This window comes from Pseudomonas sp. MYb60 (assembly GCF_002979555.1).
GTDB lineage: Bacteria > Pseudomonadota > Gammaproteobacteria > Pseudomonadales > Pseudomonadaceae > Aquipseudomonas.
In genome coordinates, this window is sequence record NZ_PCOZ01000007.1 from 114,368 (window position 1) to 132,977 (window position 18,610).

Below are 18,610 nucleotides of genomic sequence, written 5' to 3' on the forward strand. Positions count from 1 at the left end.
GCTCACCTCTTGCTCTTGATGGCAGTGCCGAGCACTTGCAGGTAGGAAACCAGCGCGTCCATTTCGGTCTTGCCCTTCAGGCTGGCGACTGCGCCGCGGATGTCGTCGTCGGTGTAGGGCACGCCGAGGGTGCGCATCACGTTCAACTTGGTCTCGGTGTGGCGGCTGTCGACCTGGGCCGTGACCAGCCACGGATAGGCCGGCATTTTCGACTCGGGCACCACGTTGCGCGGGTTGTACAGGTGTGCGCGGTGCCAGTCGTCCGAGTAGCGCGCGCCGACGCGGGCCAGGTCCGGCCCGGTGCGCTTGGAGCCCCACAGGAACGGGTGGTCCCACACGCTCTCGCCGGCCACCGAGTAGTGACCGTAGCGCTCGGTTTCGGCGCGGAACGGGCGGATCATCTGCGAGTGGCACTGGACGCAGCCTTCGCGGATATAGATGTCGCGGCCTTCCAGTTGCAGCGCGGTGTAGGGCTTCATGCCTTCCACTGGCTTGTTGGTCACGTCCTGGAAGAACAGCGGGACGATCTGGGTCAGGCCGCCGATGCTCACGGCGAGCACCATGAGCAGCATCAGCAGGCCGACGTTCTTTTCAATCGTTTCGTGTTTCATCACAGACTCCTCAGGCCAGCTGCGCAGTGGTAGTGGCTACGACGGGCTGCGCCGAACGCACGGTGCGCCAGGTGTTGTAAGCCATCAGGAACATGCCGCTTAGGAACACTGCACCGCCCACCAGCCGCACGATGAAGCCGGGATGGCTGGCCACCAGGGTTTCGACGAAGGAGTAGGTCAAGGTGCCGTCTTCGTTGACCGCACGCCACATCAGGCCCTGGGCGATGCCGTTGACCCACATCGAGGCGATGTAGAGCACGGTGCCGATGGTGGCCAGCCAGAAATGCGCGTTGATCAGGCCGAGGCTGTACATCTGCTCGCGACCAAAGATTTTCGGGATCATGTGGTACAGCGCGCCGATGGAGATCATCGCCACCCAACCGAGGGCGCCGGCGTGTACGTGGCCGATGGTCCAGTCGGTGTAGTGGGAGAGGGCGTTGACGGTCTTGATCGCCATCATCGGGCCTTCGAACGTCGACATGCCGTAAAAGGCCAGGGAGACGACGAGGAAGCGCAGGATCGGGTCGCTGCGCAACTTATGCCAGGCGCCCGAGAGCGTCATCATGCCGTTGATCATGCCGCCCCAGCTCGGTGCCAGCAGCACCAGCGACATCACCATGCCCAACGATTGAGCCCAGTCCGGCAGTGCGGTGTAGTGCAGGTGATGAGGGCCTGCCCAGATGTACAGGGTGATCAATGCCCAGAAGTGCACGATGGACAAGCGATAGGAGTACACCGGGCGCTCGGCCTGTTTCGGCACGAAGTAATACATCATGCCCAGAAAGCCCGCGGTGAGGAAAAAGCCTACCGCGTTATGCCCATACCACCACTGCACCATGGCATCCGTCGCACCGCCGTAGAGGGAGTAGGACTTGGTCAGGCTGACCGGGATTTCCAGGTTGTTGACGATATGCAGGATCGCCACGGTGATGATGAACGCCCCGAAAAACCAGTTGCCGACATAGATGTGCTTGGTATTGCGCTTCATCACCGTGCCGAAGAACACGATGGCGTAGGCCACCCAGACGATGGTGATGAGGATGTCGATCGGCCATTCCAGCTCGGCGTATTCCTTGGAGCTGGTGTAGCCCAGCGGCAAGGTAATGGCGGCAAGGAGAATCACCAGCTGCCAGCCCCAGAAGCAGAACGCGGCGATTTTTGGCGCAAACAGTTGCGTCTGGCAGGTGCGTTGCACCGAGTAGAACGAGCTGGCAAACAGCGCGCAGCCCCCGAACGCGAAGATCACCGCGTTGGTGTGCAACGGACGCAGGCGGCCGAAGCTGGTCCACGGCAAATCGAAGTTCAGGGCAGGCCAGACCAATTGGGCGGCGAGAAAAACCCCGAGCCCCATGCCGACGATGCCCCACACCACCGTCATAATGGCGAATTGGCGGACCACCTTGTAGTTATAGGCGGTACTTAAAGTAGTGTTCATGGTTCCCCATCCACGGTTCAACCCAAGCGAATGCGGCACTTGGGCTGGAGTTATAGGCAGACTAAAAAGCGAGGCAAGCATGGGCAAAGAGCACAAGGCCAGTATTGACGGGGATCAATGGGCGCAGCGTGTGCAGGAACGCGGCTGGCTGTGGGATGTCGCGTCGAAGGTTGCAGGACGCACGCCGGTCACGCTGATCCTGGCCCACGGCGCTGGCGCACCGATGGACTCATCCTTCATGAACGACATGGCTGCACGCCTTGCCGGGCATGGCGTGAACGTCTTGCGCTTCGAGTTTCCCTACATGGCCCAGCGCCGGTTGGACGGCGGCAAACGCCCACCGAACCCGGCGCCGAAACTGCTGGAGGCCTGGCGTGAGGTGTATGCCGAGGTGCGACGTCATGTCACGGGCAAGCTGGCGATTGGCGGCAAGTCCATGGGCGGGCGCATGGCCAGTTTGCTGGCCGATGATTTGGGCGCCGATGGCCTGGTGTGCCTGGGGTATCCGTTCTACGCGGTGGGCAAGCCGGAGAAACCTCGGGTCGAGCATTTGGCGGGGTTAATCACGCCGACGTTGATCGTGCAGGGCGAGCGGGATGCGCTGGGTAATCGGGCGGCGGTGGAGGGGTATGACTTGTCGCCGAGCATCGAGGTGATGTGGCTGGTGGCGGGGGATCATGACTTGAAACCGCTGAAAGCTTCAGGGTTCAGTCATGAGCAGCATTTGGAGGCTGCGGCGGTGCGGGTGGCGGCATTTTTGAATTGACCTTGTAGGCGCGAGCTTGCTCGCGAAAAAACCGAGAACACTGCGGGCGTCCAGAATGCCCGCGTTAACGTTGGCGATTTTCGCGAGCAAGCTCGCTCCTACAGGGTAAGGTCTAGCGGTTAAAGCGTTCTACCAGCGAGTACTGGGTATTCGCTGTATGCGTCAGCTCCTCACTCAATTGTGCCGAATTCAACGCCTGCTCCGACGTCTGATCCGCCAATAGCGCAATGGTGCTGATATTGCGGCTGATCTCTTCGGCCACCGAGCTTTGCTCTTCGGTCGCCGCCGCGATTTGCGTGGTCATGTCGGTGATATGCGCCACCGCCTCACTGATCCCCACCAACGCCTGGTCTGCTTCCATCACCCGCGCCACGCCTTCCTCGGCCTGACGATGGCCCGCGTCCATGGTTTGCACGGCGGCGCTGGCGGTCTGTTGCAGCTTGGCGATCAGGGCGTGGATCTGGCCGGTGGATTCGGCGGTACGTTGCGCCAGTTGACGGACTTCGTCGGCCACCACCGCAAACCCACGGCCCATTTCGCCGGCGCGGGCGGCTTCAATGGCGGCGTTGAGGGCCAGCAGGTTGGTCTGGTCGGCAATGCCCTTGATCACATCGACCACGCCGCCAATCTCATCACTGTCCTTGGCCAGTTGGGTGACGGTCACCCCGGTTTCGCCCACTGCGACGGACAGGCGCTGGATCGCCTCGCGGGTTTCCCCGGCGATGTCGCGGCCACGACCGGTCAGGCGGTTGGCTTCCTGGGTCGCATCGGCGGTGCGCTGCACGTGGCTGGCGACTTCCTGAGTGGTGGCCGCCATCTGGTTGACCGCCGTGGCGACTTGCTCGGTTTCCACGCGCTGGCGCTCCAGGCCGCTGGAGCTGTTGTGCGCCAACGTGTTGGACTGCGCCGCCTGGTCGTTGAGGTGTTCGGCGGTGTCCTGCAGGCGTGTGAGGCACGTCTTCAGACGTGCTTCCTGGCTGAGGATCGACATCTCCAGGCGCGCCTGGGCGCCACGGCTGTCGGTGTACATCTGCGCGATCAGCGGGTCGGACGTGGTCTGCTCGGCCAGGCGCAGCAGGCGCTTGATGCCGCGCTGCTGCCAGCTCAGGCCCAGCAGGCCCAGTGGCACCGACAACAGCGCCGCCAGGGCAAAGCCCCATTGGGAGTTGAGCGTTGCGCCGATCATGAAGCCCAGTTGGCTCACCAGGATGAACGGCAGCCAGTCCTGCAACACGGGCAACCACTTGTCGCGCTGGGGCACGGCGGACTTGCCCTGGTTGATGCGCTGGTAGAGCGCTTCGGCACGGCGGATCTGCTCGGCGGTAGGCTTGATGCGTACCGATTCGTAGCCGACCACCTGGCTGCCTTCGAAAACCGGTGTCACGTAGGCATTGACCCAGTAGTGATCGCCCGACTTGCAGCGGTTCTTGACGATGCCCATCCATGGCAAGCCTTGCTTGAGCGTGGACCACATGTGCGCGAACACTGCCGGCGGCACGTCCGGGTGACGCACCAGGTTGTGTGGCGCACGCACCAGTTCGTCGCGGGTGAACCCACTGATCTCGACAAAGGCGTCGTTGCAGTAAGTGATCACACCCTTGGCGTCTGTGGTTGAGATCAACCGTTGCTGAGCGGGGAAGGTACGTTCGCGCTGGGTAACGGGTTGGTTATTACGCATGGTTGTTCAATCCGCAAGGCTTTGATGGGGTATCGGCCGTGGCGGGGGTTTATTTAACGTGTTTTTGCAACAATCAGCCGCCCGATGTTGTTCCCGGCAGGAGGGGGGGATCAACCGGCCAGCATCGGGTACGTAAACAGCCCAAAGTGCAGCAGATTCAACCCAAAGTGCGTGGCAATCGCCGCCCCTAGCCCGCCGAAGCGAAACGCCAGGCCATATCCCACCCCGGCGAGGCTTGCCAGCAACACCCAGTGCCAGCCTGCGCCCAGGTGCGCCAGGCCGAACAGCAGCGAGGCCAGCAGCAGCGCAAGGTTTTCGCCGTAGGGCAGGTGCTTGAAGCGCAGGCGCAGGCCGCCCTGGATATAGCCGCGGAACAGCGCTTCTTCCACCAGTGTCACCAGCAGCAGGTTGTTGAGCACCCACAGCCAGGCCTGGTCGGGCCATTTGGGCGCCCAACTGATCACACCCAGCAGGCTCGCGCCCCCCAGTGCAGCGATGGCGGTGAGGGCCAGGGCCAGGGCGGTGACGCAGATCGACAGGCGCAGGGAGCGCCGCGCGGCAATCCAGGGGCAGGCCAGCAGCAGCCAGAAACCGATCAGCGGCTTGTCCTGGTTCAGGTACATCGAGAAGGGCACGGCGTCGGGGGTCAAACGCTGCGGGTCGATGCCGCGGCCGTTATAGAAGCCTGGCAGCCAGTGCATCGCCAGGCTCAGGGCCAGCACGATAAACAGTCCGTGGCCCAGGTAGCGCGCCCACGGGTTGCGTTGTTGGCGCACGGCGAAACCGGCGATCAGCAGCAGGGCCACGGACACCGCCGCCAGCACGCCGAGTTGCCCATAGCTCAGCGCCAGGGCATAGCCGATGGATAGAAGCGCCAGGTACAGCCAGGGCAATGCGGTCACGGGAGATCCTTGGAGAAAAACTGGCCGGCATTATAGCGACCGGCTTCCAGCGCCCGCATGAAACCTTGCCGCTGCTACACGCGCTTGGGCCGCAGGACCAGCCAGAGTGCGCCGGCAATCAACACGCCGCCGTACAGGTGCGCCATCGACAGCGGCTCGTCCAGCAACAGCGCACCCCACAGCACGCCGAACGGCGGGATCAGGAACGTGGTGGTCATGGAGCGCACCGGCCCGATCGCGGACAGCAACCGGAAATACAGGACGTAGGCAAACGCCGTACACACCAACCCCAAGCCCAGCAGCGACAACCACACCTGCCAGCCGCCCCAACTGGCAGGCGGATGGCTGACGGCGCTGTAGGCGAACAGTGGCAGCAGGAACAAGGTGGCGCCGAGCATGCTGCCCAAGGCCGAAAGACGGCTGTCCAACCCGCCGCGCTGGTCGAGCCAGCGCCGTGCAAGGAAGCCGGCAAAGCCATAGCAGGTGGTGGCTGCGAGGCAGGCCAGCGAGCCCGTCAGCAGTTGCAGGTCAAACGCCACCGGCCCCGCACGGGTCAGCACGCCGACGCCAAACAGGCCCAGGCATACGCCGGCGAATTTTGACGCGGTCAGGCGCTCGCTGAAAAACAACCCGCCGATCAGCACGCCCATCAACGGCGTCGTGGCGTTGAAGATTGCCGAATAACCCGCGGGCAACACCTGGGCCGCCACCGAGTACAGGGTCGCCGGGATCCCGGAGTTGATCACCCCCAGCACCAGCACGGTCTTGAACTTGCCTTGGAAGTCCCAGCGCACCCGCATCACCGCCAGCATCACCAGCAAACCGACGGCGGCAATCGACACGCGGAAAAACGCGGTCGGCACCGTGCCGATTTCCGGGGCAATGATGCGCATGAACAGGAAGCTCGCGCCCCAGATGGCAGCGAGCCCCAACAGGTACAAGGTGTCGACAGGTCTCACGCGGCATTCCTCGCTCAATGGGGCGGCGAGTGTTGCCTAAACGCACAAAACTGTACAACCCTGCCAACAGATCATCCTTCTCCTGTCTCGCTACACTGGCTAAGCTCAGGGCTTCCAGATGCCCGTAGAGGTTTCCCGCATGCCGCAGTCTGCCCTCGCTATCGCCCGGATGATCCTCGATGGCTTCGACGATTACCGTGAGCATTTCCGCCAGATCACCGACGGCGCCCGTGAACGTTTCGAAAAGGCCCAGTGGCAGCAGGGCCAGGCAGCCTCGGCGGCGCGCATCAACCTGTACGAAGAAAAAGTCATTGAAGTCACCGACCGCCTGCGTAGCAGCTTCCAGGCCGCCAGGTTGGAGGACATCGACCTGTGGCCCCTGGTGAAAAGTGCCTATATCGGCTTGATCGACCTGCGTTTCGACGATGAGCTATCCGAGACCTGGTACAACTCGATCTTCTGTGGCCTGTTCAGCCATGACCTGATCAGCGACGGCTGCATGTTCATCCACACCACCCGCCCCAGCCTGCGCCGCGCACGGGCGGCGCAGACCCGCACCTACACGCCCGCCGGCCAGCTTGACGCGATGCTCGCGCAGGTCTTCACCGATTATGGCTTCAGCGAGCCCTACGCCGATCTCGCCGGCGACCTGCAGCGCCTTGAAGCCCAATTGCGGGAAAACCTGCCGGATTGGGTGTGCAAGGACCCGGACCTCAAGGTCGAACTGTTTTCCTCGGTGCTCTACCGCAACAAGGGCGCCTACCTGGTGGGGCGTCTCTATACCCGCGATGAACAGTGGCCTTTGGTGATCCCGCTGCTGCACCAGGAAGGGCAAGGCATCCAGATCGATGCGCTGATTACCGACGAAGCCGATGTGTCGATCATCTTTTCGTTCACGCGCTCCTACTTCATGGTCGACGTGCCGGTGCCAGCGGAGTTCGTGGGCTTCCTGCGACGCATTCTGCCGGGCAAGCACATCGCCGAGCTGTACACCTCCATCGGTTTCTACAAGCACGGCAAATCCGAGTTCTACCGCGCACTGATCAACCACCTGGCGACCACCGATGATCAGTTCATCATGGCTCCCGGCGTGCGTGGCATGGTCATGAGCGTATTCACGCTGCCGGGCTTCAACACCGTGTTCAAGATCATCAAGGACCGTTTTTCACCGTCGAAAAACGTCAACCGCGCCACGGTGATCGAAAAGTACCGTCTGGTGAAAAGCGTGGACCGGGTAGGGCGCATGGCCGACACCCAGGAGTTCGCGGACTTCCGTTTTCCCCTGAGCAAGTTCGAGCCCGATTGCCTCGCCGAACTGCTGGAAGTGGCCGCCGGCACCGTTGAGGTGGAAGGCGATACCGTGCTGATCCGTCACTGCTGGACCGAACGGCGCATGACCCCGCTCAATCTCTACCTCGATAACGCCAACCCCGCTCAAGTGCGTGAAGCCCTTGAGGACTACGGCCTGGCGATCAAGCAACTGGCAGCAGCGAACATCTTTCCTGGCGACATGCTGCTCAAGAACTTCGGTGTCACCCGACATGGTCGCGTGGTGTTCTACGACTACGATGAGATCTGCTTCCTTACCGAAGCCAACTTCCGCCACATCCCGCAGCCGCGTACCCCTGAAGACGAAATGGCCTCCGAGCCCTGGTACTCCATCGGCCCGCTTGACGTGTTTCCGGAAGAATTCCCGCCGTTCCTGTTTGCCGATGCCGGCCAGCGCAGGTTGTTTGATGAATTACACGGGGAGTTGTACAACGCGGATTACTGGAAGGGGCTGCAAGAGGCGATTCGCGCCGGGAAAGTGATCGATGTGTTCCCGTACCGACGCACTGGTCGAGCGGGCCACTGACGTGTGCCCATCGCCACGCCACAGGAAGGGTGCCGGCCGGGGCAGGCCCGACCGACGTGGCTGTATCAGCCGTCCTTTTTACTGTTCTCGTGACGCACTTCTTTGAGCCAGGACTGGCCTTTGCCGAGGGTCAACAGTGTGTCCGTGTGGTTGGACGCCCGGTTTTTGTCGGTCTGGTTGGTGCCGTTTTTCTGAACGTTTTCAGCTTGCCGGTAGACGTTTTTCATCTCCTTCCCCAGCTCTTTTTCAGTTTTCTTGACCTCCTGGCGGTGCTTGAACTGGGCCACTGGATTCCTGCCGGACGGACCAGCCTGTTCCTGGGTGATGCGTTTTTCCGTCAGGTTCACCGCTTTTGAGTAAGAGCCGTTGGGGATGGCGGCCGTTGGAAACTGTCCAGAAAGATTCTCCAGGGCTGTGCGCTGGTGGTTCAGCGCCTGGATATTGTTTTGCTGGGCCGCGCTCAACGATGAAGTGGGTGTTTGATTGAGCAGTGGTTGCGATGAGCTGGCGTTTGAATAGGTACTGGAGGACTGCGCGCGGGGTGCCGGGCTATGCCAGGAGCTGTGGGAGGCATTGGTTTCAGGCGCGACAGACTGATATTTGTTGGCGTAACTGTGTGAACCACCACTGTTGCCGTTGGCGTAGCTATTGGAATCAATGGGCATAAGGATCTCGTGTGCTGTATGCGTTGCAGAAGAAGGGGAATGGGCCCGTCAGCCGAAGAACCCGCCCATCATGTTCATGCCGCGCATGGCTTGAGCACTGGGCTGAGAGCTGACGCGGTTAGCTGTCAGGTTGGTGGTTTGCCTGGATGATGCCTGGCTGTTGGACGGCTCCGCCTGAGCCGTTGTGGCTTGCTCGTAGCTGGGCGGGAAATAGGGCGGCGGTGGTTGCGAGGCGGACGATCGAGGCTGTGCGCTCATTGCATCGCTGTAGCTCGGCGGATTGGATGAGGAAGTGGACGAATTGATTGGCATCGGAGCTCCGTTTGATTCGCTGTCAATGAACTGCCAGTCAGGACTGGCCCGTTCATTGGGCCTGTTCCGTTACGCGTCAAAAATCAGATTTATGTGAGACGGTTGTGGGAGTCAGTCTCGATTCGTCGTAGTAAATTTCGTCACGGAGTGAGTGAAAGTGTCGATGCTTTTGACTGGCCGTCTTCAGCGCTGTCGAAATCTGCGACAATCGCTCCACGTTTTTCCGTTCACACGCTGTGCAGGCCATGCCTGCCTCAATCCAGAAGACCTTTACCGCCCTGATGACTGACCAAGCGCCCACCATCGACCAACTGCTCAAGACCCTCGATCACGCCATGCTCGCCGACCGCCACCGCTTGCGCCGGCAGTTGCTTGAGCTGCGCAAGAAGCCCGACGAGGACAAGTTGGCCCAATGGGTGGCGCGCATGCAGGCGTCCTGCGCCCAGGTCACGGCGCGGCGCGCGAGCCTGCCGGTGATTCGCTACGACGACAGCCTGCCGATTGCCGCCAAGCGCGATGAAATCAAAGATGCCCTGAACAAGCACCAGGTGCTGATCATTGCCGGTGAGACGGGCTCGGGCAAGACCACCCAGTTGCCGAAGATCTGCCTGGAAATCGGTCGCGGCCAGTTCGGCCTGATCGGTCATACCCAGCCGCGCCGGATTGCTGCCCGCAGTGTGGCCAGCCGTGTCGCAGAAGAATTGGCAACGCCGTTGGGCGCGTTGGTCGGCTATCAGGTGCGCTTCGAAGACCAGAGCGACGCCAACACCCTGATCAAGCTGATGACCGACGGCATCCTGTTGGCGGAAACCCAGAACGACCGCTACCTGGAACGCTACGACACGATCATCGTCGACGAAGCCCACGAGCGCAGCCTGAACATCGACTTCCTGCTGGGCTACCTGAAAACCCTGCTGCCGCGGCGTCCGGACCTGAAAGTCATCATCACCTCGGCGACCATCGACCTTGAGCGTTTCTCCAAGCACTTCGACGATGCGCCGATTGTGGAGGTCTCGGGCCGCACCTTCCCGGTGGACACCTGGTACCGCCCGCTGACCCTTGAGCAGGACGAGGAAGGTAACCGCGTCGAGGACGACCTCACCGTCGATCAAGCGATCCTTGCCACCCTCGATGAAATCGCCGCCCATGAGCGCAGCGAGCGCCGCAGTCCCGGTGACGTGCTGGTGTTCCTGCCCGGCGAGCGCGAGATCCGCGACGCCGCCGACATGCTGCGCAAGGCCCAGCTCAAGCACACCGAAATTCTGCCGTTGTATGCGCGCCTGTCACCGGCCGAGCAGCAGCGGATTTTCCAGTCCCACCCGGGCCGTCGCGTGGTGCTGGCGACCAACGTCGCGGAAACCTCGTTGACCGTGCCGGGTATTCGCTACGTGATCGACAGCGGCACCGCGCGCATCAGCCGCTACAGCTACCGCGCGAAGGTGCAGCGCCTGCCGATCGAGGCGATTTCCCAGGCCAGTGCCAATCAGCGTAAAGGCCGCTGCGGCCGGGTCGAGCCGGGCATTTGCGTGCGGTTGTACAGTGAAGAAGATTTTATCGGCCGGCCGGAATTCACCGACCCCGAGATCCTGCGCACCAACCTCGCCGCCGTGATCCTGCAAATGCTGCACCTGCGCCTTGGCGAGATCACCGACTTCCCGTTTATCGAACCGCCGGACGGCAAGGCGATCAGCGACGGGTTCAACCTGTTGCAAGAACTCTCGGCCGTGGACCGCAACAGCCAGCTCACCCCGCTGGGCCGCCAACTGGCACGCCTGCCCGTGGACCCCCGCATGGGTCGCATGTTGCTGGAAGCGGCCAAGCTCGGCAGTTTGCAGGAAGTACTGATTGTCGCCAGTGCCATGTCGATCCAGGACCCGCGCGAGCGGCCGCCGGAGCGTCAACAGGCTGCCGACCAGGCTCACGCGCAATGGAAGGACCCGGATTCGGACTTCGCCGGCCTCGTGAACCTGTGGCGCGGCTTTGAAGAACAGCGCCAGGCACTGACAGCCAGCCCGTTGCGCAACTGGTGCCGCAAGCACTTCCTCAATTACCTGCGGCTGCGCGAATGGCGCGATTCCCATCGCCAGTTGAGCTTGATCTGTCGCGACATGCAGCTGACGGTCAATAAAGAGCCGGCGGATTTCCCCAAGCTGCACAAGGCAGTGCTGTCCGGGCTGCTCAGCCAGATCGGCCAGAAAACCGAAGACGGCGATTACCTCGGCGCGCGTCAACGCCGTTTCTGGATTCATCCGTCGTCGGGCATCGGCAAGAAGCGCCCGCAATGGTTGATGACCGCCGAACTGGTGGAAACCACCAAGCTGTATGCGCGGATGGTGGCAAAGATCGACGCGGATTGGATCGAGCCGCTGGCCGGGCACCTGATCAAGAAAAACCACTTTGAACCGCACTGGGAGAAGAAGCGCGGGCAAGTGGTGGCGTATGAGCAAATCACCCTGTTCGGGCTGATCGTGGTCGGTCGCCGTCCGGTGCACTACGGCCCGGTTGACCCGGTGGTGTCTCGCGAGTTGTTTATCCGTGAAGGCCTGGTGCGCGGGGAGATTCAGTCGCGCGCCAAATGCCTGACCGCCAACCAGCAACTGCTGGAGCAACTCGACGAGCTGGAAGCCAAGGCCCGCCGCCGCGATATCCTGGCCGACGAAGAGACCCTCTACGCCTTTTACGACGCGCGATTGCCGGCGGAAATCCACCAGACGGCGACGTTCGACAGCTGGTACAAGATCAACAGCCAGAAAGACCCGCAGCTGTTGATCATGCGCGAAGAGGACGTGCTGGCTCGCGAGGCCAGTGAAGTCACCGCGGCGCATTACCCGGACACCCTGCACCTGGGCGACCTGGCGCTGACCTTGAGTTACCACTTCGAGCCCAATCACCCCCGTGACGGCGTCACCCTGCGCGTGCCGGCGCCGCTGTTGCCGGCGTTGCCACCGGAGCGCCTGGAGTGGTTGGTGCCGGGGCTTATCGAAGCCAAATGCATTGCCCTGGTGCGCAACCTGCCCAAGGCCCTGCGCAAGAACTTCGTGCCGGTGCCGGACTTCGTCAAGGCGGCCTTGCAACGTATTGAATTCGCCCAAGGCTCGCTGCCCCAGGCACTGGGCCGTGAGTTGTTGCGCATGACCGGCGCCCGCGTCAGCGATGAAGCCTGGGCAGAAGCTGCGCAACAGGTGGAAAACCACCTGAAGATGAACCTGGAAGTGGTCGACGGCCAGGGCAAGTTCCTCGGCGAGGGCCGCGACCTGGCCGAGCTGACTGCCCGTTTCGCCGAAGCCAGCCAGGCCGCCCTGGCCGTGCCGCAAACGGCAAAAAGCCAGCAGCCGGTGGAGGCCAAGGTGTTTGCGGCGGTGGCCGAGAAGACCCAGCAGAACATCGCCGGGCTGTCGATGACGGTGTACCCGGCGCTGGTGGAAGAGAACGGCACGGTCAAGGAGGGGCGTTTCTCTACCGCCGCCGAGGCTGAATTCCAGCACCGCCGTGCGCTGCAGCGCCTGCTCATGCAGCAACTGGCGGAGCCGGCCAAGTTCCTGCGCGGCAAATTGCCCGGCCTGACCGAGCTGGGCCTGATGTACCGCGAGCTGGGCCGCATCGATGCGCTGGTGGAAGACATCCTGTTGGCCAGCCTCGACAGCTGCGTGCTGGAAGGTGAAACCAGCCTGCCGCGTGATGGTGCGGGTTTGGCCGCCCTGGCCGAGCGCAAGCGTGGCAGTTGGACCGACCACGCCGAACGCCTGGCACGCCTGACCCTGGAAATCCTCAAGCTCTGGCACGGCCTGCAAAAGCGCTTCAAGGGCAAGATCGACCTGGCCCAGGCGGTGGCCTTGAACGATATCAAGCAGCAACTGGGCAACCTCGTGTACCCGGGTTTCGTGCGCGAAACCCCGGCGCAGTGGTTCAAGGAGCTGCCTCGCTTCCTCAAGGCCATCGAGTTGCGCCTGGAAAAACTGCCCAGCCAGGTGCAGAAGGACCGGGTGTGGAGCGGCGAGCTGGCAGGCTTGTGGGCCCAGTACGAAAACCGCCTGAAAAAACATGCCCAGGAAGGCAAGCGCGATCCTCAGCTGGAGCTGTATCGCTGGTGGCTGGAGGAATATCGGGTGTCGTTGTTTGCCCAGCAACTGGGCACCAAGGTGCCGATTTCCGACAAGCGCTTGAGCAAACAATGGAGCCTAGTAGAAGCCTGAAGACCTGCCTCCCCTGTAGGAGCGAGCTTACTCGCGAAAAACGTCGACGATAGCGCGGGCAGTCTGGACGAACGCGGCGTCGTTGAATTCTTCGTGAGCAAGCTCACTCCTACAAGGGAAGCCGGAGGGTGTTTATCTGGCATATGGCGCCAAATCCCAGGGTTTGTGGCAAACTTCGCGCCTATAAATGCCGGGATCGTCGTGAAGGGCTGCGACGCGAAGGAATAAAGCGATGCCAGTTTGGTGTCCGCGGTGCGGAATCGGACTACTTACAGTTTGGTACGACGGTACCAATATCCCTGCCTGACAGATTTAGAGGAACGACCGTGCATAACGTCGTCATCAGCGGCACCGGCCTGTACACCCCGGCCAACAGCATCTCCAATGAAGAGCTGGTGCAGTCTTTCAATACCTATGTTCAGCAGTTCAATGCCGATAACGCCGCCGCCATCGAGCGCGGTGACGTGCAGGCGTTGACCGAATCCAGCGCAGCGTTCATCGAAAAGGCATCGGGTATCAAGAGCCGCTTCGTGATGGACAAGGACGGCATTCTCGACCCGCAACGCATGGCCCCACGCCTGCCCGAGCGCAGCAACGACGAATGGTCGGTGCTCTGTCAGATGGCTGTCGGCGCCGCCGAACAGGCCCTGCAACGTGCCGGCAAAACCGCCGCCGATATCGACGGCGTGATTGTCGCCTGCTCCAACCTGCAGCGCGCCTACCCGGCCATCGCCATCGAAGTCCAGGAAGCCCTGGGCATCGAAGGTTTCGGCTTTGACATGAATGTGGCGTGCTCCTCGGCGACCTTCGGCATCCAGAATGCCGCCAACAGCATCGCGCTGGGCCAGGCGCGGGCGATCCTGATGGTCAACCCGGAGGTCTGCACCGGCCATCTGAACTTCCGCGACCGCGACAGCCACTTCATCTTTGGCGATGCGGCGACGGCGGTGATTCTCGAACGCGCCGATCTTGCGACCTCCGAACATCAGTTCGACGTGGTCAGCACCAAGCTGCTGACCAAGTTTTCCAACAACATTCGCAACAACTTCGGCTTCCTCAACCGCACGGCGGAAGAGGGCGTTGGTGCGCCGGACAAGTTGTTCGTGCAGGAAGGCCGCAAGGTATTTCGCGACGTGTGCCCGATGGTCGCCGAGCTGATCGGCGTGCACCTGGGGGAAAATCAGCTGGACGTGGCCGATGTGAAGCGCTTCTGGCTGCACCAGGCCAACCTGAGCATGAACCACCTGATCGTGAAGAAATTGCTGGGCCGCGAGGCTACAGTGGAAGAAGCGCCGGTGATCCTCGACACCTACGCCAACACCAGTTCGGCCGGCTCGGTGATTGCCTTCCACAAGTACCAGGACGACCTGCCCAAGGGCGCCGTCGCCGTGCTCAGCTCGTTTGGCGCAGGGTACTCGATCGGTAGCGTGATCCTGCGCAAGCGCTGAAATATCGGTCGAGGCGGTCAAATGCGGGAGCGGGCTTGCTCGCTTCCACATTGATCGCATTCTCAACGTGACATTGAGGTAGACAATGGCAGCAGCGGACGACGCGCACCTGCTTGAACGCCTGCTCAAGGGCGAGCAGCGGGCCTACCGGGAACTGGTCAGCACCTACCAGAGCGCCATGCGTGCCGTGGCCTATGCCATCGTCGGTCAGCGCCATGCCGATGAAATCGTCCAGGATGCCTGGCTGTCGGTAGTGCGCAACCTGGGCAAGTTCGAAGGCCGTTCCAGCCTCAAGACCTGGCTGCTGACCATTACCGCCAACGCTGCCAAGGGCCGCTACAAACAGAATCGCCGCGAAGTGCTGCTCGATGACCTGCCTTCCCCCCACGGCACCATCGGTGATGACCGCTTCACCCCCGATGACGGTCACTGGGCCGTCGCCCCGTATGCCTGGCATCAGGACACCCCAGAAGCCCTGCTCACCGAGGATGAGCTGCGTGACTGTCTGGAACATACGTTGCTGAGCCTGTCGGAATTGCAAAGCGGGGTGCTGGTGCTGCGTGAACGCCAGGGCCTGGAGCTGGAAGAAATCTGTAATCTTCTGAGCCTCTCTCTCTCCAATGTGCGTGTGCTGTTGCACCGTGCCAGGTTGAAAGTCTTCGCCACGGTGGAACATTTTGAGGAGACGGGCGAATGTTGACCTGTAAAGAACAAGTGGCGCGTTCCAGTGACTATCTCGATGGCCAATTGACCTTTCGCGAGCGTCTGATGGTGCGTCATCACCTGATGTTTTGCCCGAACTGCCGACGCTTCATTCGCCAGATGCGCCTGATGCAGGCGACGCTGAAGCAGATGCCGGATGAGCCGGTGGAGGGTGTCGATGCCTTGGCGCAGCGTCTGGCTGACGAGCGGAACAAGGATCACAAAGGCGGGGAGTAAGCAGGCTCGCGGAGCAGGATCGACCGGATGATGGGGAGTCGATCCGCCCCTCGAGGCTGGTGCAGCGACCTCGGGCCGTCCTGGCCCAAGGCTTTTACTCAAACATTTAGAACTTGGCTTCGGCATCCAGCTGGAAGGTATTGGCCTTGGCGCTGTCGTTGATGCGGGTACGGCTGTAGGTGTCGGTCTTGGCCAGGAAGTACGTGGCACCGACCGAGAAGTTCTTGTCGATGTCGTAGCCAACCTTGAACTTGTGACCACGGGAACCGGTGTAGCCGCCACCGAAGTCGGAGTCGGTGAAGGCACCCACCACGGCGTTTTTCTGCACGTCGCGGTAGTTGTAGTCCAGGTTGAAACCGAACACCTTGGACTTGGCACCCAGCAACCAGGCAGTGTCCTGATCGTTGATAGCGTCGTTGTTCTTCACGTACTGGCCGTAGAAGGACAGCGGTACTGCCAGGCCGCCGATGTCGGCTTGACCGAAGCCTTCGTACAGGCGGAACTCACCGTTAGGCGTGTTGCCGTTGATCGCCAGCGGAGTCGCGAGTTCGGTGGAGCGTTTTTCGTCATCGTTCTGGAAGGCGTAGACGCTGCCGCCCAGGGTCAGTTTCAGGTTGTCAGTCAGCGTCAAGCGCGTACCCAACTGGCCGGCGTTCATGCGCAGGTCGTGGCGGTATTGCACGCCGTCGCCGTCGACGTTGTCCTTGAGATTGTAGTTACCCAGGCTGCCGAACAGTTCGGCGCTGCTGCCCAGTGGGTATTTGTAGGTGACGGCCAGGCCTTCCGGGTTGATGTCGCTATCCCAGATCACGTCGCCCATGCTGACCCACGGTTGCATCATCTTGCCGCCAATGATATGCAGGTTCTTGATCTGGTCAGGGTGGTAGTCGATGTAGCCGAGGTCCAGCCAGATCGATTTCTTCTCGAAAGCGCCGTCCAGGTCCTGGTTGGTGGAGCGGGCATCGGCGCTGCTGCCGGTGGCGATACGGATACCGGTGTCCACCTGTGGGTTGATCTCGGTGTAGGCGCCGAGGCGTGCACGGATACGTTCACGATCCTTGTCACGACCGCTGCCAACGGCCCGGCCGTTTTCACCTTCGATCTTGATGGTTTCATGACGCATGCGCACGTCACCCTTGAACTGAGTCTTGGCCGCCCAAGCCAGCTTCTGGTCGAAGCTGCTCAGCTCGTTGGTTTTCTTCGCGGTGGCGGCGATCTGTTCGTTGGTTTCCTGCTGAGCCTGGCGAGCGATCTGCTGCTCTTTCTGGTCCTTGGCCAACTCGTTTTGCAGTTCGGTGTACTGCGCCGTGGTGATCTGGCCGTTGGCCTTGAGCATGTCGAGCAATTTAGCGTCGACTGCAGCGCTGGCCGGAACGCTCAGGGCCAGGAGCAAGCCGCCGCACAGGACCGCCGCAGTTTTGGTGGAAGCAAGACGCATATCAATCTCCGAAAGTGAGGAGGGATGGCAAACCATCCAGGACACAACCGACCGAAGGCGGACGGCAAAATAGCCGCCTGGTAGAACCAGACGCTCTAAAAACAGGCGTCAGTATCGCGATGGTTTATGACGGAGTAGTGGCTAAGTGATTTCATCTATATGACAATTTATGGATTCCTGGAACTATCGGTCCAGAGCCTTGTCGGGCGATTTGAGGGTGTGCGAAGCCCGGCGATAGGCGATACTCGCCGGGCTCCCAAGCCCTTGAACAAAGAGGATGCCGATGCCGTTGCAACGCCTGATCAGCCTGTCCGAAATTGCCCCGCAGACCTGGGATGCACTGGTTCCTCACACGCAGCCCTTCGTGCGGCACGCCTTTCTGAGCGCGTTGGAAGACAGCGCCAGCGTCGGCCCGCATTCAGGTTGGCAGCCCGAGCATCTGTTGCATTGGGAGGGTGAGCGGCTGGTGGCGGCATTGCCGTGCTACCGCAAATGGCATTCTTATGGCGAGTATGTGTTCGACCATGGATGGGCCGATGCCTGTGAGCGCGCCGGCATTGATTACTATCCCAAGCTGTTGACGGCCGTGCCTTTCAGCCCGGTAAGCGGGCCGCGCCTGCTGGCGGCGAACGCCGAGGAGGGTTTCGAACTGCTCAACAGCCTGCCGGGCTATCTGGAAATCGAAGGGCTCTCCAGTGCCCATGTCAATTTTACCGATGGCTTGGCCGACGACGCCCTGGCGCAACAACCGGGCTGGTTGCAGCGCCTGGGCTGTCAGTTTCACTGGCAGAACCGTGGCTATCGCGATTTTCAGGACTTCCTCGACGCCCTGAGTTCACGCAAGCGCAAGCAGATGCGCAAGGAACGTGAGCAAGTGGCGGGGCAGGGCATCGACTTCGAGTGGCTGCAGGGTCATGAATTGAGCGAAGCGCAGTGGGACTTCGTCTACGCCTGCTATGCCAACACCTATGCCGTCCGTCGCCAATCGCCCTATTTGACCCGGGAATTCTTCAGCCTGCTGGCCGAGCGTATGCCCGAAGCCATCCGCTTGGTGCTCGCCAAGCAAGGCCCCCGCCCGGTGGCCATGGCCTTCAGCCTGATCGGCGGCGACAGCTTCTACGGCCGCTATTGGGGCTGCCTGGCAGAATTCGACCGCCTGCATTTTGAAACCTGCTTTTACCAGGGTATGGACTACTCCATTGCCCACGGCCTGCAACGCTTCGACGCCGGGGCCCAGGGTGAACACAAGTTGATTCGCGGTTTTGAACCGGTGATAACGCGGTCGTGGCACTACCTGCGCCATCCGGGGCTGAAGAGTGCCGTGGAGGATTTTCTCGAGCGTGAACGGGTGGGAATCCTGGCGTATGCCGAGGAGGCAAGGGCAGCCCTGCCGTATCGGCAAGGCTGAA

The 18,610-nt window shown here is 61.6% G+C and carries 15 protein-coding genes; 7 read left to right on the plus strand and 8 right to left on the minus strand.

The genetic code is table 11. The features are described from left to right. Positions 1-2: 2 nt before the first annotated feature. Together ccoO and ccoN are read right to left on the minus strand one after the other, a co-directional pair. Positions 3-611: a cytochrome-c oxidase, cbb3-type subunit II gene (ccoO, locus tag CQ041_RS13890; RefSeq protein WP_105523035.1), complete on the minus strand. Its 609-nt coding sequence runs from the start codon at positions 609-611 to the stop codon at positions 3-5. 10 nt (positions 612-621) lie between these two features. Further along, complete coding sequence (gene ccoN, locus CQ041_RS13895) at positions 622-2,046, minus strand: cytochrome-c oxidase, cbb3-type subunit I (protein WP_105523036.1); 1,425 nt, start codon at positions 2,044-2,046, stop codon at positions 622-624. A 79-nt stretch (positions 2,047-2,125) separates the two neighbouring features. Between ccoN and CQ041_RS13900 the strand changes: the two genes are divergently transcribed. Next, positions 2,126-2,812, plus strand: a complete 687-nt coding sequence (locus CQ041_RS13900; RefSeq protein ID WP_105523037.1) for an alpha/beta family hydrolase — start codon at positions 2,126-2,128, stop codon at positions 2,810-2,812. 112 nt (positions 2,813-2,924) lie between these two features. On the opposite strand, the gene CQ041_RS13905 is transcribed toward CQ041_RS13900, so the two are convergent. From CQ041_RS13905 to CQ041_RS13915, 3 genes are all read right to left on the minus strand, one after another. Then, positions 2,925-4,490, minus strand: coding sequence for a PAS domain-containing methyl-accepting chemotaxis protein (locus CQ041_RS13905; RefSeq protein ID WP_105523038.1), 1,566 nt, complete (start codon positions 4,488-4,490; stop codon positions 2,925-2,927). 110 nt (positions 4,491-4,600) lie between these two features. Further along, entirely contained in the window at positions 4,601-5,392 is a 792-nt protein-coding gene (locus CQ041_RS13910) for a type II CAAX prenyl endopeptidase Rce1 family protein (protein ID WP_105523039.1), read from the minus strand. A 74-nt stretch (positions 5,393-5,466) separates the two neighbouring features. Further along, positions 5,467-6,351: a DMT family transporter gene (locus CQ041_RS13915; protein ID WP_105523040.1), complete on the minus strand. Its 885-nt coding sequence runs from the start codon at positions 6,349-6,351 to the stop codon at positions 5,467-5,469. A 139-nt stretch (positions 6,352-6,490) separates the two neighbouring features. Here CQ041_RS13915 and aceK point away from each other — a divergent pair, with 139 nt between their 5' ends. Next, complete coding sequence (aceK, locus tag CQ041_RS13920) at positions 6,491-8,206, plus strand: bifunctional isocitrate dehydrogenase kinase/phosphatase (RefSeq protein ID WP_105523041.1); 1,716 nt, start codon at positions 6,491-6,493, stop codon at positions 8,204-8,206. 65 nt (positions 8,207-8,271) lie between these two features. On the opposite strand, the gene CQ041_RS13925 is transcribed toward aceK, so the two are convergent. Then, the gene (locus tag CQ041_RS13925) at positions 8,272-8,871 is read right to left on the minus strand and encodes a hypothetical protein (protein WP_105523042.1); all 600 of its coding nucleotides are present in this window, start codon (positions 8,869-8,871) and stop codon (positions 8,272-8,274) included. Positions 8,872-8,919: 48 nt separating this feature from the next. Beyond that, positions 8,920-9,183 (minus strand): hypothetical protein, encoded by a 264-nt coding sequence (locus tag CQ041_RS26185; protein WP_146116062.1) that lies wholly within the window; start codon positions 9,181-9,183, stop codon positions 8,920-8,922. Between the two features lie 281 nt (positions 9,184-9,464). Between CQ041_RS26185 and hrpA the strand changes: the two genes are divergently transcribed. The 4 genes from hrpA to CQ041_RS13945 all read left to right on the plus strand — a co-directional run bounded on the left by hrpA (position 9,465) and on the right by CQ041_RS13945 (position 15,763). After that, positions 9,465-13,376, plus strand: coding sequence for an ATP-dependent RNA helicase HrpA (gene hrpA, locus CQ041_RS13930; protein ID WP_105523241.1), 3,912 nt, complete (start codon positions 9,465-9,467; stop codon positions 13,374-13,376). A gap of 326 nt (positions 13,377-13,702) precedes the next feature. Beyond that, on the plus strand, positions 13,703-14,824 hold the full coding sequence (locus CQ041_RS13935) for a beta-ketoacyl-ACP synthase III (RefSeq protein ID WP_105523043.1): 1,122 nt from the start codon (positions 13,703-13,705) through the stop codon (positions 14,822-14,824). A gap of 85 nt (positions 14,825-14,909) precedes the next feature. Then, entirely contained in the window at positions 14,910-15,524 is a 615-nt protein-coding gene (locus CQ041_RS13940) for an RNA polymerase sigma factor (RefSeq protein WP_105523044.1), read from the plus strand. Then, positions 15,518-15,763 (plus strand): anti-sigma factor, encoded by a 246-nt coding sequence (locus CQ041_RS13945; RefSeq protein WP_105523045.1) that lies wholly within the window; start codon positions 15,518-15,520, stop codon positions 15,761-15,763. Before CQ041_RS13940 ends, CQ041_RS13945 begins: the two co-directional genes overlap by 7 nt. Before the next feature lie 106 nt (positions 15,764-15,869). Here CQ041_RS13945 and CQ041_RS13950 read toward each other — a convergent pair whose 3' ends face one another. Beyond that, on the minus strand, positions 15,870-17,201 hold the full coding sequence (locus tag CQ041_RS13950; RefSeq protein ID WP_105523046.1) for a putative porin: 1,332 nt from the start codon (positions 17,199-17,201) through the stop codon (positions 15,870-15,872). Positions 17,202-17,484: 283 nt separating this feature from the next. On the opposite strand from CQ041_RS13950, the gene CQ041_RS13955 reads away from it, so the two are divergent. Further along, complete coding sequence (locus CQ041_RS13955; protein WP_105523047.1) at positions 17,485-18,609, plus strand: GNAT family N-acetyltransferase; 1,125 nt, start codon at positions 17,485-17,487, stop codon at positions 18,607-18,609. The last annotated feature ends 1 nt before the right edge of the window (position 18,610 follow it).

Coding starts and splice junctions, on each gene's coding strand:
- CQ041_RS13905 (WP_105523038.1), bottom strand. CDS start 4,490: ATGCGTAATAACCAACCCGTTACCCAGCGCGAACGTACCTTCCCCGCT.
- CQ041_RS13955 (WP_105523047.1), top strand. CDS start 17,485: ATGCCGTTGCAACGCCTGATCAGCCTGTCCGAAATTGCCCCGCAGACC.
- ccoN (WP_105523036.1), bottom strand. CDS start 2,046: ATGAACACTACTTTAAGTACCGCCTATAACTACAAGGTGGTCCGCCAA.
- CQ041_RS13950 (WP_105523046.1), bottom strand. CDS start 17,201: ATGCGTCTTGCTTCCACCAAAACTGCGGCGGTCCTGTGCGGCGGCTTG.
- CQ041_RS13940 (WP_105523044.1), top strand. CDS start 14,910: ATGGCAGCAGCGGACGACGCGCACCTGCTTGAACGCCTGCTCAAGGGC.
- CQ041_RS13900 (WP_105523037.1), top strand. CDS start 2,126: ATGGGCAAAGAGCACAAGGCCAGTATTGACGGGGATCAATGGGCGCAG.
- ccoO (WP_105523035.1), bottom strand. CDS start 611: ATGAAACACGAAACGATTGAAAAGAACGTCGGCCTGCTGATGCTGCTC.
- aceK (WP_105523041.1), top strand. CDS start 6,491: ATGCCGCAGTCTGCCCTCGCTATCGCCCGGATGATCCTCGATGGCTTC.
- CQ041_RS13945 (WP_105523045.1), top strand. CDS start 15,518: ATGTTGACCTGTAAAGAACAAGTGGCGCGTTCCAGTGACTATCTCGAT.
- CQ041_RS26185 (WP_146116062.1), bottom strand. CDS start 9,183: ATGCCAATCAATTCGTCCACTTCCTCATCCAATCCGCCGAGCTACAGC.
- hrpA (WP_105523241.1), top strand. CDS start 9,465: ATGACTGACCAAGCGCCCACCATCGACCAACTGCTCAAGACCCTCGAT.
- CQ041_RS13925 (WP_105523042.1), bottom strand. CDS start 8,871: ATGCCCATTGATTCCAATAGCTACGCCAACGGCAACAGTGGTGGTTCA.